The 16399-nt window shown below is 63.2% G+C and carries 18 protein-coding genes; 12 read left to right on the top strand and 6 right to left on the bottom strand.

The annotated features are described in order from the left end of the window. Window positions 1-153: 153 nt before the first annotated feature. Complete coding sequence (locus tag ACX80U_RS17480; RefSeq protein WP_459269360.1) at window positions 154-873, top strand: VIT1/CCC1 transporter family protein; 720 nt, start codon at window positions 154-156, stop codon at window positions 871-873. A gap of 86 nt (window positions 874-959) precedes the next feature. After that, window positions 960-1376 (top strand): NUDIX hydrolase, encoded by a 417-nt coding sequence (locus ACX80U_RS17475; RefSeq protein WP_459269359.1) that lies wholly within the window; start codon window positions 960-962, stop codon window positions 1374-1376. A gap of 196 nt (window positions 1377-1572) precedes the next feature. Here the strand turns inward: ACX80U_RS17475 and ACX80U_RS17470 are convergent, their stop codons facing one another. Next, window positions 1573-1860 carry a hypothetical protein gene (locus ACX80U_RS17470; protein WP_459269358.1) on the bottom strand — a complete coding sequence of 96 codons (288 nt, stop codon included), beginning with the start codon at window positions 1858-1860 and terminating at the stop codon, window positions 1573-1575. 766 nt (window positions 1861-2626) lie between these two features. Here ACX80U_RS17470 and ACX80U_RS17465 point away from each other — a divergent pair. Then, the gene (locus ACX80U_RS17465) at window positions 2627-3163 is read left to right on the top strand and encodes a GIY-YIG nuclease family protein (protein ID WP_459269397.1); all 537 of its coding nucleotides are present in this window, start codon (window positions 2627-2629) and stop codon (window positions 3161-3163) included. A gap of 65 nt (window positions 3164-3228) precedes the next feature. Here ACX80U_RS17465 and ACX80U_RS17460 read toward each other — a convergent pair whose 3' ends face one another. Further along, entirely contained in the window at window positions 3229-3654 is a 426-nt protein-coding gene (locus tag ACX80U_RS17460) for a hypothetical protein (protein WP_459269357.1), read from the bottom strand. Beyond that, on the bottom strand, window positions 3644-3835 hold the full coding sequence (locus ACX80U_RS17455; RefSeq protein ID WP_459269356.1) for a helix-turn-helix transcriptional regulator: 192 nt from the start codon (window positions 3833-3835) through the stop codon (window positions 3644-3646). Before ACX80U_RS17455 ends, ACX80U_RS17460 begins: the two co-directional genes overlap by 11 nt. Before the next feature lie 236 nt (window positions 3836-4071). Between ACX80U_RS17455 and ACX80U_RS17450 the strand changes: the two genes are divergently transcribed. The 5 genes from ACX80U_RS17450 (at window position 4072) to ACX80U_RS17430 (ending at window position 11245) form a co-directional block, all read left to right on the top strand. Then, complete coding sequence (locus ACX80U_RS17450) at window positions 4072-4713, top strand: recombinase family protein (RefSeq protein WP_459269355.1); 642 nt, start codon at window positions 4072-4074, stop codon at window positions 4711-4713. Between the two features lie 134 nt (window positions 4714-4847). Beyond that, window positions 4848-5681, top strand: a complete 834-nt coding sequence (locus ACX80U_RS17445) for a hypothetical protein (protein ID WP_459269354.1) — start codon at window positions 4848-4850, stop codon at window positions 5679-5681. A gap of 59 nt (window positions 5682-5740) precedes the next feature. After that, window positions 5741-6145, top strand: a complete 405-nt coding sequence (locus ACX80U_RS17440) for a TnpV protein (RefSeq protein ID WP_459269353.1) — start codon at window positions 5741-5743, stop codon at window positions 6143-6145. 191 nt (window positions 6146-6336) lie between these two features. Beyond that, window positions 6337-9156 (top strand): hypothetical protein, encoded by a 2820-nt coding sequence (locus ACX80U_RS17435; protein WP_459269352.1) that lies wholly within the window; start codon window positions 6337-6339, stop codon window positions 9154-9156. Then, entirely contained in the window at window positions 9134-11245 is a 2112-nt protein-coding gene (locus ACX80U_RS17430; protein WP_459269351.1) for a helicase-related protein, read from the top strand. Before ACX80U_RS17435 ends, ACX80U_RS17430 begins: the two co-directional genes overlap by 23 nt. A gap of 69 nt (window positions 11246-11314) precedes the next feature. On the opposite strand, the gene ACX80U_RS17425 is transcribed toward ACX80U_RS17430, so the two are convergent. Together ACX80U_RS17425 and ACX80U_RS17420 are read right to left on the bottom strand one after the other, a co-directional pair. Beyond that, window positions 11315-11620: a hypothetical protein gene (locus ACX80U_RS17425; RefSeq protein WP_133083239.1), complete on the bottom strand. Its 306-nt coding sequence runs from the start codon at window positions 11618-11620 to the stop codon at window positions 11315-11317. Window positions 11621-11695: 75 nt separating this feature from the next. Beyond that, the gene (locus ACX80U_RS17420) at window positions 11696-11917 is read right to left on the bottom strand and encodes a helix-turn-helix domain-containing protein (RefSeq protein WP_133083240.1); all 222 of its coding nucleotides are present in this window, start codon (window positions 11915-11917) and stop codon (window positions 11696-11698) included. Window positions 11918-12333: 416 nt separating this feature from the next. Here ACX80U_RS17420 and ACX80U_RS17415 point away from each other — a divergent pair, with 416 nt between their 5' ends. The 3 genes from ACX80U_RS17415 to ACX80U_RS17405 are packed head-to-tail and all read left to right on the top strand — an operon-like array spanning window position 12334 to window position 15105. Then, window positions 12334-12768, top strand: coding sequence for a MobC family plasmid mobilization relaxosome protein (locus tag ACX80U_RS17415; RefSeq protein WP_258059107.1), 435 nt, complete (start codon window positions 12334-12336; stop codon window positions 12766-12768). After that, window positions 12765-14330, top strand: coding sequence for a relaxase/mobilization nuclease domain-containing protein (locus tag ACX80U_RS17410; protein WP_104118374.1), 1566 nt, complete (start codon window positions 12765-12767; stop codon window positions 14328-14330). Before ACX80U_RS17415 ends, ACX80U_RS17410 begins: the two co-directional genes overlap by 4 nt. A 4-nt stretch (window positions 14331-14334) precedes the next feature. Then, window positions 14335-15105 carry a hypothetical protein gene (locus tag ACX80U_RS17405; RefSeq protein WP_104118373.1) on the top strand — a complete coding sequence of 257 codons (771 nt, stop codon included), beginning with the start codon at window positions 14335-14337 and terminating at the stop codon, window positions 15103-15105. Window positions 15106-15254: 149 nt separating this feature from the next. Here the strand turns inward: ACX80U_RS17405 and ACX80U_RS17400 are convergent, their stop codons facing one another. After that, the gene (locus tag ACX80U_RS17400; protein WP_104118372.1) at window positions 15255-15908 is read right to left on the bottom strand and encodes a DUF3105 domain-containing protein; all 654 of its coding nucleotides are present in this window, start codon (window positions 15906-15908) and stop codon (window positions 15255-15257) included. A gap of 203 nt (window positions 15909-16111) precedes the next feature. On the opposite strand from ACX80U_RS17400, the gene ACX80U_RS17395 reads away from it, so the two are divergent. Next, window positions 16112-16399: DUF808 family protein (locus ACX80U_RS17395; protein ID WP_459269350.1), on the top strand; the 288-nt coding region annotated here is incomplete at its 3' end.

Here is a 16399-nt window from a genome sequence, read left to right as displayed (position 1 = left end):
CGGGCAGGTATCGGCGGGGTCCGGAAGGGCACGCGCTGATAGTTGCCAACCGGGCCCGTTGTACTGGAGGGACGAAGGGATGGAACGTTTGGCTGATGTAGGCAAGCCATTCCTGCGTGGTACGGGCGCCGCTGAGGTGGTTGACTGCTCGCCATGGCTGAGGCCCAGCAGACGCGCATCGAGCCGCACGACACTGGAATCGCCGCACGCTTGAACTGGTTGCGTGCCGCCGTTCTCGGCGCCAACGACGGCATCGTCTCGACCGCCGCAACGGTCATCGGTGTAGCAGGAGTGACGAACACCCTCACGCCGATCCTGGTCGCCGGCACAGCTGCCGTCGTCGGCGGATCCGTGTCAATGGCACTGGGCGAATACCTATCGGTCAGCAGCCAACGCGACAGCCAGGAAGCGCTCATCGACAAGGAACGCCAGGAACTCGCCGACGACCCCGCGGGCGAACTCGCGGAACTCGTCGGCCTTTACGAGGAGAAAGGCCTGTCCCCGGAAACGGCACGCCAAGTCGCTCATGAACTCACCGCGCACGATGCCCTCGCCGCTCACCTCTCCGCCGAACTGAACATCGACGAGCTCGAGGTCGCAAACCCCTGGCACGCCGCCCTCGCTTCCGCTGCAGCTTTCGCTGCCGGAGCTGTCCTGCCACTGCTGGCCATCCTGCTCTTCCCCGCCGGCATCAGGATCCCCGCCACCTTCATCGCCGTCCTGATCGCCCTGGCCATCACCGGCGCCCTCAGCGCCCACGCCGGCGGCAGCTCCCGACGCAGGGCCGTCATCCGCCTCGTCTTGGGCGGGGCACTGGCCATGGGATTCACCTACCTCGTCGGCACTCTCCTTGGAGCAACAGGCTTCGCCTGATCTCGGGATCCTTTGCGGACGCTGTCAGCTCATGACGCCCGGGCGCGGCCCGCCGATTCAAGGTCCGCAATTCCTACACTGGTGGCATGAGTAGCGCCGGAGCCCGTGAAGGCTGCCAGATCATCCTGGTCAACAAGGTCGGTGCTGTCTTGCTGCAGCTCCGCGATAACAAGCCGACCATCGCTTTCCCGAACATGTGGGCCATTCCCGGCGGAATGCTCGACCCCGGTGAGACAGCCGCTGCCTGCATCGCTCGGGAAGTCCGCGAGGAACTCGGCGTCACCCTGCCTGCTGAGTCGATCGAATTCCTCGGACGAACCAGACGGTCATACGGGATTGAGAACACCTTCACCGCACCACTGGATGTTGACTCGACCTCGATAGCCCTGACCGAAGGTCAACGCATCACCTGGTTCACCGAATCGGACATCCTCGCAATGGAACTGGCGTATGAGGATAACGCAGTGCTCGCGGACTACTTCTCCCGTCGATCAACCGGGTAGCTCACCCGCAGGTGGACGGCTTGAGCTCCACCCTTCGGGCTCCACCCGCCCACAGATGGATGAGCAGAATCGCGCCGATCGTCATGCCAACACCTGACCGCACCCCGAAGCCCCGTCAGGCCCTCGTGCCTCCCCGGCGGGCTCCTGGGCCTCTCAACCCCAGACCGCTCAGGAAGGCTTTCGGTCTTCGCCGGTCCTACGAATCGTGCTTCCGCTCATGGATGTTCGCGCTGAAGGGAGCACGCGGGCTCCGACAGAGGTCGTCGTACATCTCATTGAGGGACTGGGAAAGCAGATCCCTGTCGAGCGCCGGCAGCCGAATCAGTCCGTGCAGGTACGCGTTGACCTCGAACTCTCCGACGCTGCCCCCGATGCTGAAGTAATAGACCCAGAGCTCACCCACGGTGATGCCCGCCAAGTGCATGAGCGAGAATGCCGCGGCGTACTGGTCGGCGTTGTCCTTCGAGCCGTCTGCGGTGTCCAAACTACTTCTCCGACTGGTATGCGTGGGGTGCGCCTCTGCTCGACGTCAACACTTCCAGCCTAGGAAGAAATCGCGGGCAGAGGTAAGACCATTTGGTGCTTGCAAAGCCTTGAGTGGAGGGCAATATCGCACGGGCACCAGTTCACCGTGACGTGGTCCATTGCGACCAGCACCATAGCTGGGACGTCCGCTTTTCTTCCCGACCGTGAGCTCGTGGAGGCTGTGCATGGCCACCGTCCGCTCGAGGTGAGCTCTGGCGTGTCGGTGACATGAGGTGGGTGTGTGCAGGCGGGCGCTTTGGTTCCTGCTGTCCAGGTGTGTGCGGGACAAGCAGCGGAGCGTGGGGGAGCTTGTGCCGTGCACAGGTGGGCAGGAGGCTCAATACCTAAGAACTCGTCGATTTTGACCTGACGGTTCCGGTAGGGGTGGAGGAATGGGCGCCCCACCCTGGCCCAGTGCTGTACCTGCCGGTCCACGACGTGACTGCCCGAATGGATCAAAAGCCCCCACCTGAGGGATGGATCTACCGGGCCCTATCTGTCGACATCGGTCGTTCTCACTGCCCGAGTCACATACGCCTGCCCTGAGGGCTGCCCTCAGGGCAGGTCAGGGGGTGTCGTCGTAGGCGTCGATGATCAACTAATCAATACGTCCGCGAAAACTACGTTCCGTCGCTGGACCGTCCTTCGGGTCCGTGAGGCAGGAAGGGTCAGCTCGGCTTTTCCGCTCGTTTCTGCGATTTTGAGGGCGATACTCTTGCGGCGTGATGAACTCCTACAGCCACAGCGATTTGAACATCTATGGTGCCCAGGATGACTTCGAGATGGACGCCATTCTCGATGCGATTGACGAGGCGACTTCGTCGACAACTCCAGACTCCGCTGAGCCTTCGGGCAAGGATTGGACTCGGCTCCTTGCGGCGCCGAGACGTGCTGCAAGTGGCCTGGCCCGCGCGGATCTGCCGAACGAGCCGGGCGTGTACCTGTGGTCGCGTGGTGGAGTGCCGCAGTATGTCGGTACGGCGACGAGTTTGCAGAAGCGCCTTTCGACGCACCTTGGTGGAGGTGTGAGCCTTGCGGGATCCTCGTTGCGTCGGAATGTATGTGAGCTGCTGTTTCAGATCCCGCCCAATGTCACGGGCAATCCGACCCGGCAGAAGGTGACGACCGGGCAGGCGACTGCGATTCGGAGCTGGCTGCTGGGCTGTGACGTCTCCTGGGTCCGAGCGCATACTGAGCGGGACGCTGCCGCGTTGGAGGCTCGGCTTCGGCTTGTGTTTCGGCCGCCGTTGAATCGGGTGTAACCACCAAGCTACGAAGAGCGAGGCCACCACGCCCTTCGTGCCTGTAGGGGGAGAACCCGATGTGCTCAGTTACGGTGGTTGAGGACCGCGAACGAAGTGCCCCCGGTGATGAACAGCGTGCCCATGAGCAGGGTCATGACCATGGGTGCCTCGGCGCCGAAGCCGATGGCGAGCGTGGCGATTCCGACCAAGGGAAGGGATGCCAGCCCGACGACGGCCAACGCCCGGGTCAGGAGTGTGTCCTCGCGTTCGTCGCCGGTTTGCGTCCACGCGCGTTCAAAGGTCGAGGCGTGCTCCGGTCGGCGGAGTACCCTCCATGCCATGACCAGGGCTCCGGCGACTCCGATTCCGAGTCCGACGAGGAACCCCGGAATCATGTCGCCTGGGGCGTGCTCGCGGAGTAGGACCACGGTGACGGTCACCAGTCCGAGGATGACTCCGAGGATCCCTAGGGCCACCACGTTGCGGGAAGCGCGCGTATCAGTCTGCATGAAAAATCTCCTCTACCGGGCGATGGAAATAACGGGCGATGGCGATAGCCAGGGGCAGGGATGGGTCGTAGCGGCCTGTCTCGATTGAGTTGACGGTCTGCCTCGAGACCTGCAGGGCCTCGGCCAGCTCCCGCTGCGACATGCCCGTCTCGGCGCGAAGATCGCGGATATTGTTCTGCACGCCACCCCTTTACGTAAAGCATGCTTGTCCTGACAAGGGTGCTTTACACGGTGGCGGTTGTCAATCCTCTGCGTGAGGGCCAGGACTCAACGTGCATAAACGACCGTTTAAGACCCAGTTATTATGCACCACTCGGAGCCCCCTCGTTTCTGGCTCTCAAACCAAGTGCGAAACGTGTACTGTCATAACGCGGGGGTGAGACGGATTTTGCGACCCTCCGGACTAGGGGAGGACACATGGATCGACCGGAACGCCTTGAAGGCGTCGAGGAGCCGCGGCTGGTGCCTGACGGCGTCCTGATCGGATACGCCCGCGTGTCCTCTACGGACCAGAACCTCGAGGCTCAGACCCGTCAGCTGGTCGACGCCGGTTGCTACGACGTCTACGCCGACCACGGAAAGTCGGGTGCGACGATGACACGTCCCGAGCTGGAGCAGTGCCTTCGCGCACTTCAGCCAGGCAACACGCTCGTCGTTACCAAACTCGATCGCCTAGGGCGCACGGTGCGCGGGCTCGTGGAATTACTCGACTCTCTCCACGAGCGGGGCGTTATGTTCCGATCCCTCGGTGAGGGCATCGACACCACCACGGCCTCGGGCCGGCTGATGTTCAACATCATCGCCAGCGTCGCAGAGATGGAACGCGAGCTGATCCGGGAACGGACGAAGGCCGGCCTCGCGGTCGCCACAGGTAAGGGAGGACGACCGCCGCGCCTTCAACCACACGATGTCGTGGAAGCCCGCAGGCTCAGGGAGAAGGAAAAACTGACCGTCGAAGCCATCGCGAAGAGATTCAAGGTCCATCGGTCAACCATCATCCGCGCGCTGCGCACAGACGGTTTGGCTAGTGACGTCTATGGAAAGCGGGGCGGAAAGTGAGTGCAGAGTGGATGACGTTCATCGGAGGTGTGATCGACTCCCTCGCTTGGCCAACTGCCGTCGTAGTTCTGCTCCTGGTTTATCAACGCCCAGTCAAGCAAGTGATAACCGCTGTGGCGGCGAGAGTCCCGAAAGTGAAAACCTTTGCGGTACCGGGAGCAAGTGCAGACTTTTTTGAGGACGCGCAGGCGCTGCGAGACAACGTCAAGGAAGCCGTTGAGAGGCCACTTGAGGTGCACTCGGGGACACTCAATCTTTCTGGGTCGGGAGAACTCGGGCTCTCAGGGTCGGCGCAGCTTAACGAGAGCGAGCCGGCGACACCGCCCCCCGCACGGGCGCCGGGTGGTGATGATGCACAGGTAGATACTGATGACGGGTCAGGAACCGCTGCTACTTCGGAAGAAACCCGAAATTTGCAGGCATGGCAGGACGGTATGCAACGTTTTGCCAAGCTCCGGGATGAATCGCCGTACTTTGGGGTGGAGCTGTATTCCCGACGCAAGGGTTCCTTTATCAAGGCAGTCAGTGCACTAGCTCAGGTGGACCCCGTGGATGCCGTGAACTATGCGATGGAGGCAGTTCAGGACGCTCTCGACGTCGTTGCGGACCCCCATCACGTTCCCTCGTCTATACCCTCAACCAGCCGCCCGAGTATCGACAACACGCCGGTGCAACTGAGTAGGCAGCTCGGGATTCCCCAGTTCCTTGCTCAAGCGACGCATGAGCTAAGACGCTTGCAGAAGTTGGTAGCTCGAGATCTCGCTCAGCCAACACCTGAAGCTATTCACGAGTTTGCAGAAGCCGCTTGGTATATAGCGAACGGGCTTTTGGCCTTGGTATCGGTGTCTGATCAGCACGCTCTAAAGCCTCCGGGATCGATAGCAGCCAGTGGGTACGGTGGGAGCAGTATTTCTACCGGCACCAGGGGGACGTCCGATGGCGCGATCAAGCAAACGCAACCAGATTGATGGTCAAGCAAGTCTCGACCTAGACGCATTTCTTTTCGCACCACCAGAGGAGGTTCTCGATGAACAAGTACGGCAAGTTCGCGCAGGAGACGTGGAAGATGACCGCGCCGTCGCAGTACGCCCTGATTCCGGACCCGGACGAGTGGTTCCGGAAGCTGGGGGAAGAAGCGATGAACCAGGTAGGGGAGCTGCAGTACCAGATCGCGGGACCGGATCCGGAGGGCGAGACGTACCTGGAAAAGGTGGGCCGGCTGAACGCCTCGAGGATGCAAGCCGAGGAGATCGTGCGGGCGGAGATGTTGACGCCGGAGGTGATGGAGACGGAGGGCGACGACTCGGACGAGGACCTGCCGGAGTCGACCAGGCTGATGCACGAGATTCTGCAGTCGTTCAACCACGGGTATCAGGAGGACTTGGAGACGCTGAGGTCCGAGGAGCTGGACCAAAACAGCCAGCGCCCGTAGTACCAGCTGCACCCGAGGGCCGCTTCGTTCCTGCGCGGCAGGATGACCTTGCCCCGTCGGGTGCCCGTGCGCGCTTCCAGGCCAACGTTGCTGCGCTGCGCGTCCTGCGTGAGCTGCAGGACCAGGATCGGGCAGCCACCGCACAGGAGCGTGCCGTGCTGGCACGGTGGGGGAGCTGGGGTGCCACGGGTGTGGCTGAGGTGTTCGATGAGACCCGGAGTGAGTACGAAGCTGACCGCGCCGAACTACGCGAGCTGCTGAGCGAGAGCGAGTACCGGGCCGCGAACCGGACCGTCATCAACGCCCACTACACCGATCCCGCCCTCGCCACGGAACTCTGGCAGACCCTGAACACTCTGGGCTTCACCGGTGGCCGTGTGCTTGAACCGGGATCAGGTGCCGGCACCTTCATCGGCCTCGCACCTGAGACTGCGACCATGACCGGTGTGGAGTTGGACCCGATCACCGCGGGTATCTCCCAGGCCCTCTACCCAGACGCCGATATCCGCGCTGAGTCCTTCGCTGACACGCGCCTGCCTACCGGTTACTTCGACGCTGCCGTCGGCAACGTTCCGTTCGCTAAGACCAGGCTGCATGACCCGCGACACAACGCGGGCAACCACTCGATGCACAACCACTTCATCATCAAGTCCCTCGACCTCACCCGACCCGGTGGCGTCGTCGGCGTCATTTCCTCCGCGTTCACCATGGACGCCCAGAACCCGGCAGCCCGCCGTGAAATCTACGAGACAGCCGACCTGCTGGGAGCCGTTCGCCTGCCGACCGGTGCGCACCGCCGCGCCGCTGGCACCGACGCCCTCACCGACGTGCTGATCTTCCGCAAGCGACTCCCAGGCGAAGAACCGCTGAGTCCGCAGTGGCTGGAGTCGCGCGTCCTGTCCACAGGCGACGACACCGAGCGCAGCGCCGAGGTTGACGCGAGCCAGGACGTGGCCCGGATGAATGCCTACTTCATTGAGAATCCACAGCGGGTGCTGGGTGAGCCCGTGGTGGGTAACGGTATGTACGGGTCAGCGACACTCACTGTGCGCAACGAGGACCTGTCCGCCGTACCGGAGCTGCTGCACAACCAGTTGCAGGACCTTGCCCTCACGGCCGTCGACGCCGGCAGGGGAGTGGCAGAGCGTCAGGCCGGGCAGGTCATCGAGTCTGTAGCCATCGTCCCTGCAGGTAAGCAGCTCCAGGTCGGGCACATCATGTCCGAGCCGGACGGGACCTTCCGTCAGGTCGACATCGATGGATCAATCGCCCCGTTGAAGGTCCCCGCGACCCAGACGCGGGAACTGCGGTCCCTGCTACGCCTGCGCGACCTCGCCCGTTCCGTGCTCACGCTCGAGGCGAGCAACGTGGAGGACACCCCGGAGCTCGCCACCGAACGCGCTAACCTGCGCGATTCCTACCGCACCTACGTGGATTCCTTCGGCCCGATCAACCGGTTCACCGAACGTCGTACCGGCAAGGTCAATGACGTCGGCGAGGACATCATGGCTAGGGTGACGCCGAAAGCGGTGGCGCTGCTGCGCAGCGACCCCTTCGGGCCGATTGTCCCTGCTCTGGAGCGGTTCGATGAAACCAGCCAGAAGGCGACTCCGGCAGCGTTGCAGAGCGGCCGCCAGGTCCAGCCGCGCCAACCCATTCAAGGTGTCGACACCCCGGCTGAGGCCCTTGCGGTCACTCTCGACGCCCGAGGTGAAGTCGACCTCACCGAGGTAGCCAATCTGCTCGGCGTCAACTCAGCAGCGGCTAGGGACGCCCTGGGGGAGCTGGTCTACGACGTGCCCGGTGAGCCCGGGGTCATGGAAACCCGTGCCGAGTACCTCAGCGGTAACATTCGGGAGAAGCTCGACGTCGCCACCGTCGCCGCGGCCGAGGATGAGCGGTTCCTGCGCAACGTCGAGGACCTGAAAGCAGTCATGCCTCTGCCGCTGGGCGCGGATGAAATCGAAGCCCGCATCGGCTCCATCTGGATCTCGGCCGACGTCCACCAGGAGTTTCTGCAAACCATTACGCGGGATCGGCAGGCACGCGTGGACAGGGTGACCGGCGCGAACTGGGACGTCCAGGCGAACAGGCATAGCTTCACCGTGCGCAACGACTGGGGTACCGAGCGGATGCCGGCGGGCGAAATTTTTAAGTGCCTGCTCGAGCAACGCAGAGTCCAGGTCACCGACCCGGACCCCGACCCGGAGAGCCAGCGGCGCATCCTTAACCCTGTCGAGACGGCATCAGCTCAGGAGAAGGCCCAGCTGATGCAGGACCGTTTCGGGGAGTGGGTGTGGGAGGACGCCGACCGCGCCATCGCCCTCACCGACGAATACAACCGTAGGTTCAACTCGCTTGTGCTGCGCGACTACACCGTCGAAGGTGAACGACTCACGCTGCCCGGACTCGTCAAGGACTGGCACCCTCGGCCGCACCAGCGAGCCGCCGTGGCTCGCATGATTTCCGAGCCATCCGTGGGGCTCTTCCACGAGGTCGGGGCGGGTAAGACCGCCGAGATGGTCATGGGGTCGATGGAGCTGCGGCGACTCGGCATGGCACGGAAACCTGCTGTCGTGGTGCCGAATCACATGCTTGATCAGTTCGCCCGCGAGTGGTTGCAGATCTATCCCCAGGCGCAGATTCTTGCCGCGTCGTCAGCGGACCTTGCCGGCGACAGGCGCCGTCAGTTCGTGGCCCGTGCGGCCGCGAATGACTGGGATGCCGTCATCATGACCCGTACCGCGTTCGAGCGGATCCCGTTGTCGACCGAATCGGAATCGCAGTACCGCGGCCGCGAGGTTGAGCGCATGCGCCAGGAAATTCTGGCCGCGAAGGAGCGTGCACTCGCAAGCGGCGGCAAGGCGATGAGCGTGAAGAAGCTGGAGTCGCGCCTGCAGGCTGATGAGGAGAAGATCAAACGGCTCCGCGAGACCCCCGCCGACCCAGGGCATCACCTTCGAGCAGACAGGCATCGACTATCTGGTCGTGGACGAGCTGCACGACTTTAAGAACCTCTCGACCGCCTCGAACATTCAAGACGCGGCGATCGATGGGTCCAAGCGTGCATCAGACCTCCATGCGAAGGTCGAGTACCTGCGCAGCGTGCACGGTGACAGGGTGATCACCGGTGCGACCGCGACGCCGATCGCCAACAGTGTCACCGAGATGTACGTGATGCAGCGATACCTGCGCCCTGATCTGTTGGAGAAGGCCGGCATCAACGACTTCGACACGTGGGCTGCGACCTTCGGCCAGGTCGTGACCGAGATGGAGATGACTGTCGCCGGCGGTGACAGCTTCAAGATGAAGGAACGGTTCTCGAAGTTCCAGAACGTGCCCGAGCTGCTGAAGATGTTCCACACCTTCGCGGATGTGAAGACCGCCGAGGACTTGCAGCTGCCCGTGCCTGTGATTGAGGAACGCGAGGACGGCAGGCGCTCACCGCGCATGGTCACGGTCGAGCCGTCCATCGAGCTCGAGGCGTACATCGCGGACATCGCAGACCGCGCCGAGAAGATCCAGGCACGTCTGGTCGATCCGACCGAGGACAACATGCTGAAGATTTCCAGCGATGGACGGAAAGCCGCTCTCGACATGCGCCTGGTCGACCCGGAGCTGGACGCCCTCGTCGGAGCCACGAAGATCAGTGCGGCGGCGGACCTCGTGGCCAAGGTGTACGAGGAGAACAAAGACCGCGTCTACATCGACCTGGAGACGAAAGATCCGCACCTGACGCCGGGCGCCCTGCAGATCGTGTTCTGCGACCTCGGCACGCCTTCGGACAAGTGGAATGCGTACGGGCAGCTGCGTGAGGACCTGGTGCAGCGAGGCGTACCCGAGCACAAGGTGCGCTTCGCGCACGAGGCGAAGAACGACGCCGAGAAAGGGCGGCTCTTCGAGGCCTGCCGGACAGGGGACGTGGCTGTGCTCATCGGATCGACACAGAAGATGGGTACGGGTACGAACATGCAGGCCCGCGCCGTGCACCTGGTTGACCTCGACGCACCATGGCGGCCGGCGGATGTTTCCCAGCGTCACGGCCGCATCATCCGGCAAGGCAATCAGAACCCCGAGGTTGCCATCTCGCAGGTGGTGACCAAGGGATCGTTCGATACTTTCATGTGGCAGACGCTGGAGCGCAAGAGTAAGTTCATCGACCAGATCATGCGCGGCCGCCTTGACGTGCGGGAGATTGAGGACGTCGGTGATAACACCTTGTCCTTCGCGGAGGTCAAAGCCATTTCCAGCGGTAACCCGCTCATTCTGGAAAAGTCCAAAGCCGACCAGGAACTGACCCGCCTGCAGCGCCTTGAGCGGGGCTGGCACCGCAACCAGGCTGCGCTCAGTCGCCGCAAGGACAGCGCCATTGTCCGAGGCAAAGCACTCGCCGCGGAACTGCCCGCACTGAAGGAAGCAGCTGCGCGCACAACGCCCGACGTCGGCGGTGACGCCTTCCGCATGACCATCAACGGTCGGACCGTCGACAAGCGTACTGACGCAGTGGAAGCGCTGCGCACTTGGGCGGACAGGAACACCGCAGGACGACCCCCTATCCAGGGGTCGAAGGACCTTGGTGTGATGGCATCCATTGGCGGTCACGACATCAGGTTCGTCCAGGGCCAAGCGAACATGGTCGAGATGGGTGCGTCCCGCGTCGAGTTGCAGATTGAGGGCGCGCCAGGCGTCGCGGTGGAGCTCAAACGCAATGACGCTCTCTTCCCGACTGTGGGGGTCATTCAGCGCATTGAGAACCAGGTCACGCGCCTGCCTGATGAGGTGGTGAAGCGTGAGCGTCAGCTGGAGGAAGCACGGCAGGAGTACCGCGACGCGGCGAACGCATTGAAGCAACCGTTCAAGCACACGGACGCGCTGCAGACAGCGAAGTGGGAGGTCGAGCGGATCAACCGCGAGATGCGCGGCGAGGACGGAGCGCAGACCGTACTGACGGCCGAGCTCGAGGAGCTACGACGCGATATGCGGCTCGCCACCCCGACACCAAAGCAGTCGAGATCGCCCGTGCAGCTCCCACCCGATCAGCATCCGGACGGGACGCTGAGGACGAGAACCACCAGCCGCGACGGCGGCATCGAACGCTAAATCGAACACAAGAAAGGCCGGCCCGCGGGCCGGCCATTCTTTTGCTTTCTGTTGCTGCTCGGACAGCCTCTAGCTGTCGCTTGGGCTCTCCGGCGCGCTCGTGTCCGACGCTGATCCAGTACCCGTTGTCCGCCGCGTACGACGCTTCGCTGCGGCCCCGTTGTCGAGCCCAAGCTTCTTCAGTTCGTCCTCACTCCAACCGTCTTTGGTTGCCCGAACGTATGCCTTCTTGTCATCTCGCTCGGCATCGGCGAGCTGCTCTCGCAGCTCGTCGACACGCTTACGCGCTATCACCAAGTCGGTCACGGATTCGATGCGCGAGTCGAGAAGTTTGCGCGCCTGATCTTTGGTCGTTTCAAGGTCGATGATTGCCATGCAAACCACCCTAACGTCCAACTGAGACTGTGGGGGGCAATCTGGTGCACGGACGGCCGTCACGGCGCATAGCTCTTATCGGCCGGCGGGGTAGTCGTGGAGGTACCCGTTGGCAGGGTCGTTGAACCAGTCTTCGATGTCGCCGGAGTCGTATCGGACTGTGTTTCGTCCAAGCGTGAAGTAGGGCGGTCCGATGTTTGCCCGCCGCCACTGAGCAAGCTCTTGGCTTGTCACCCCGTACAACTCGGCCACGTCCTTTGGTGTCATTAGCGTGCCCTCCATGAGTCCCTCTTTCATCTTTGCCTCGCGTTCCTTTCGGCAACGCCGTCATCACTTGGACGCGAAGTGAATTGGCAAGGTGGAGAGGGCGGACCGTGGAATACCGGAGCGGAGCGAGGATATGCCGCGAAAGCCGTCCTCGGAGCCTTGCCAAGAGAAGGGCGGACAGTACATTCGCAAGCCGAAACGGAACGGCGCAGCCGTGAGGATTGATCCGGACGCGCAGCGTCGTTCCGCTTGCTTGAACACCCCACCCGGCATAACCGCCGTGCGAGAGGGCAGCCGGAGGACCAGCGGAGCAAGCTATGGGGTTATGTGCCATAACCACTGATTCCGCTGGCGCCTGCGGCTGAGCGGTGACACACTTGGGTGTGGGGCCTCCGTTAGAGGGGCGCTGCGCTGGGCCGAAGATCAAGAGCGGGGGAGTGCTGGCAGTGTCTGAACAGGGGAGCGAGAGCCAGGAGCAGGAGCCCGCTGCGCGTCCTCCTAGTGCCGGCAAGCGGCACGTGTGGTCTTCCCGGCGCAAGCGCATCGAGGGTAAGACCGTGTACGTGCGGGTGTCGATGTCAGAGATGGAGCGGGCTCAGCTGCTGCAGCTGGAGGCTCAGACAGGTCTGTCGCCGTCCGCGATCCTTATCGATGCTGCGCTCGGTTCTGGTGACCCGGCTGTCTTGACGCTGAAGAAGCAGGAAGTCGTGACGCTGCTGGAGATTCGCCGTTTGGTGGGAACGGCGGCGAACAATGTGAACCAGCTGGCACGCCACGCGAATGCCACTGGCGAGGTCAAAGACAACGCCCTGGCAGCCGTGCAGGAAGCACGCCGACTCATGCGCCAGATCGAAGCGAAGATGTACGAGTTGAAGCCATGATCCCGAACATCACCAAAGGCTCTCGCACTGTCGGCCTGATGAAGTACCTGGTCGGCCCGGGTAAGAGTAACGAGCACACTGATCCGCACCTCGTGACGGGTAGTCCGGTCATCATGTCGTGGTTCGATGACGCCCAGCTCAACGACCAATCCGCGGTCCTGGTCGCGGATGAAATCGACTTGAACAAGCGCATCAACGACGTCGAGATGGACAGCCACGTCTGGCACTGCTCTCTGTCGCTGCGCGCCGACGAGCGTCCCGTCAGTGACCGCGAGTGGGCGGACATGGCGGAGAAGTTCATGGACGACATGGGCTTCACCGGTAATGACGGCAAGGCACCCTGCCAGTGGGTCGCCGTGCACCACGGCACGAGCACCGCAGGTAACGACCACATCCACATCGTCGCTTCCCGCGTCCGTGAGGACGGCACGAAGTGGAGCGACTGGTCGGACTTCCCGAAGGCACAAACCGCCGCCCGGAACCTCGAGAAGCAGTTCGGACTCATCGAGCTGGGACAGCACTCCGAGCGCGGTCTGAAGCCCGCCGAACAGCTGACCGACCGCCGTATCGGGAACACCATCGAACCGGCCCGTCACCGCATGGAGCGCGTCGTCAGGGCAAGTGCTGTCGCCTCCGAATCCGAGGCAGAGTTCGTGCGCCGGCTACGACGCCAGGAACTGCTCGTCAGCGCCCGCTTCGCTGACGGTGGCCGCTCTGTCGTCACCGGGTACTCCGTCGCGGAACGACCACCCAAGGGTATGGACCCGGTGTGGTTCGGTGGCGGGAAGCTGGCAAAGGATCTCACCCTTCCAGCGTTGCGCACGGAGTGGTCCGATACTCCGGAAGCGTCCCAGGAAGCAGCAGAGGAATGGTGGGCTGCCAAGCGCCACCAGCGCATCGTTCACGGGCGGGCCCCGGACATGCTTCGCGGTCCTCGTGCGACGACCGTGTTCGGTCGTGCCATCGACGAGGAAGCCGCTCGGAAGCTCTCGCTCGACATGGCCAAGGCTCGCAGGGTCATGTCCTCAGTCGCCCCTGATGATCACCAGACGTGGGCACACGTGGCCCGGGAAACATCCGGCGTCCTCGGCGCCTGGTCGAAGGCCACGGAAGCCGAACCCGGACCCCTTGCACAGGCGTCGCGGGCCCTCGCTCGTTCCGCTCACCATTCCGGTGTCACGATCAGCACACCCGTACAGGCGCCTCTGAGAATGGCGGGTACAGCTGCGTTCCTCATGGCCGCAGCGACCGCACCGTCGCCGGTCGCGCAGGCCCTCATCATGCAGCAGGTCGTGCGTACCATTCGCCTCCTGCGGGACATGCAGCGCAGCAACAACGACCTCCGTGAAGCCCGGGTGCTGACCGACAGCGTGCGCCAACAGCTCGCCATCGTCGCAGCACCCCTGCCCGAGGTACCAGAGCCCCAGCTGCCGGCACCTGAAGGAATGACGCCGAAGGCCGTCCGTCCACTGACCGAAGCGCAGCCGACGATCATGGTGCCGCCTCGAGCGAAGCAGCACCAAGGGCATGACAGGGGTAATGACCAAGAGATGGGGAGATAGAAGAATGAATCACGACGCACCCGATGGAGCCGAAGGACTGTTCCGGCCTCAGCTGCAGTCCGCACTGGCTGTAGCCGGCCGACTTGGAGAGATGCTGGCACGCCAGCGCGCCGAACGGAACGAGCAAATGCAGCGCGCCGAGGACGCGCAGCGCCGACAACTCGAGGAACGATTCGAAGCTGAGAGAGCAGTCATGCGCACCCAGCTGGCGGCTGTTCACCAGCCGCAATTCTGGGAATCAGCACGCCCCGAGGACATCGCCTCGCACTACGCCATGGCGCAGCAGTGGGAGAAGCTCGACACCATGGCTCTGGCCTCCCTCGAGCACATGCACGACGAGATCCAGACCAGGTACAAACTGACCCCCGAGGAGTACCTCGAGGTGCAGAAGGCCGGCCAGGAAAACGACGTCGAGCTGGAGCAGGCATCGGAGAAAGAGGACGCTCAACGCGACTACGTGGTCGCCGAGCAGCAATCAGGCGAGGTCGCCCGCGGGGACCTCCGGAACGATGTTGATACCCAGAACGCGGCCGCGAACGCGGAGGAGCTGTGGGACTCCGGTGACCGCCGCGCAGCCCTGGCCGACACACTGATGACCCAGTTCGGGAACGACCCCGCCGCACGCGAAGGAGTCGAAGCATTCCTCGCCACAGACCTCAGCAACGGCACCCCACCGTCCGCATCGGTCACTACCACCAAGCGACCCTTTCAAGGACGACCAAAGACGCTCCACAAGCCAGCCCGAGAGAAAGGCTTCGGCAAGGGATCCGGATAGGGCGTCCCTGGACAAAGGCTGTCCAACCGCGTCTCATGTGGAGAATGTCGTCGCTTGTCTGAGCCGGTGTGCCAGTGAGGCTAAGGGCTAGGGCTCGTCAGCGGTCGGTAGGTGGTAGTGCGAAGGTCTCCAAACGCAACAGATGAGCTTTAGGAAGCCTGCCCCGCTGGCGTGATGCCGCCGGAGCAGGTTGCACCGGGCTCGCGGGTCTGCTCGCCCTGGATGTATTTGTCGAGGAAGGTGCCGAGCCGCGCGTCGTCTGCGGAGTCGACCTTCAATTGCAGGCCCCATGCGCTGGCGGCGATTGGGGTGTCGAGGTCGGGGTCGGGGCTGAGCAGCACGTGGGACCGCGTTCCTACGAGGCTGGTCAGTTGATCGATTTCTTCCTGTCCAATGTCCGGGTTGTACATGAGCCACACGGCGCCGTGCTCCATGGAGTGGACTGAGTTCTCGTCGGGGACAGGCTCGGTGTAGACGCCGCAGTTGGTCCAGACCGGAGCATGGTCCCCACCCACGGGGGGCGACTGCTCGTACTGGACCGCGCCCTCGACGTGGTCGAACGTGACGTCGGGGTATTCTTCGATGCCTTCGATGGGCTGTGAGGCCGCTGCCTCCCGGTCACGGTTCACCTGGACCTGGTTCACGATCACGAGGGTCACCGCGATGATGATCGCCAAGATGACCGCGCCGATGCCGCCGAAGATCAGAGCGTTACGCTTGCGTTGACTGGCACGCTGCTGGGCTTGGATAGCGGCCAGCCGCGCCTGGCGGTCCTGATTCTCCTGAGACCGTTTCTTGTTCAACAAAATGCCCTTCGGTATGTCAATCGTTGCGGGCGCTGGCCGCAGCTTGAACCGTATGCCTTGAACCAATGTACCGGTGGGCTTATCCAACCCGTGAAACGGCGGTCAAAATCGCAGGGGATGTATCACTCGACTACCCCCGTGCGGCCCTTTCACACCCGCCATACATCCATCACGGAAGATGAGTTTCGCCGCTCACTTCTATGCCGAGACTTGATTGCCGAGACGCAGCGGAGGATTGCGTCTCGGCAACCACAGGCTTCCCCCATGGAGGGCTGCCAGCCGCCATATACTCCGTATATGCCGATCACCCGCCTCATGTATGGCATCTACTCCCAGCAGTGCGCCCTCGGGCAGTGCGGGGACGCACTGTGAGCGGCGGTCTCGTCGCGCTTTTGGACGACGTCGCCGCCCTGGCCCGCATTGCAGCTGCCTCGATGGACGACGTCGCTGCCGGGGCCGCGAAAGCGGGGACCAAGGCCGCCGGCGTG

The sequence above is a fragment of the Arthrobacter sp. TmT3-37 genome, assembly GCF_054510835.1.
This window is presented reverse-complemented; position numbering and strand designations above follow the sequence as displayed.

Coding starts and splice junctions, on each gene's coding strand:
- ACX80U_RS17450 (WP_459269355.1), top strand. CDS start 4,072: ATGGATCGACCGGAACGCCTTGAAGGCGTCGAGGAGCCGCGGCTGGTG.
- ACX80U_RS17460 (WP_459269357.1), bottom strand. CDS start 3,654: ATGCAGACTGATACGCGCGCTTCCCGCAACGTGGTGGCCCTAGGGATC.
- ACX80U_RS17465 (WP_459269397.1), top strand. CDS start 2,627: ATGAACTCCTACAGCCACAGCGATTTGAACATCTATGGTGCCCAGGAT.
- ACX80U_RS17475 (WP_459269359.1), top strand. CDS start 960: ATGAGTAGCGCCGGAGCCCGTGAAGGCTGCCAGATCATCCTGGTCAAC.
- ACX80U_RS17440 (WP_459269353.1), top strand. CDS start 5,741: ATGAACAAGTACGGCAAGTTCGCGCAGGAGACGTGGAAGATGACCGCG.
- ACX80U_RS17405 (WP_104118373.1), top strand. CDS start 14,335: ATGAATCACGACGCACCCGATGGAGCCGAAGGACTGTTCCGGCCTCAG.
- ACX80U_RS17480 (WP_459269360.1), top strand. CDS start 154: ATGGCTGAGGCCCAGCAGACGCGCATCGAGCCGCACGACACTGGAATC.
- ACX80U_RS17410 (WP_104118374.1), top strand. CDS start 12,765: ATGATCCCGAACATCACCAAAGGCTCTCGCACTGTCGGCCTGATGAAG.
- ACX80U_RS17420 (WP_133083240.1), bottom strand. CDS start 11,917: ATGAAAGAGGGACTCATGGAGGGCACGCTAATGACACCAAAGGACGTG.
- ACX80U_RS17425 (WP_133083239.1), bottom strand. CDS start 11,620: ATGGCAATCATCGACCTTGAAACGACCAAAGATCAGGCGCGCAAACTT.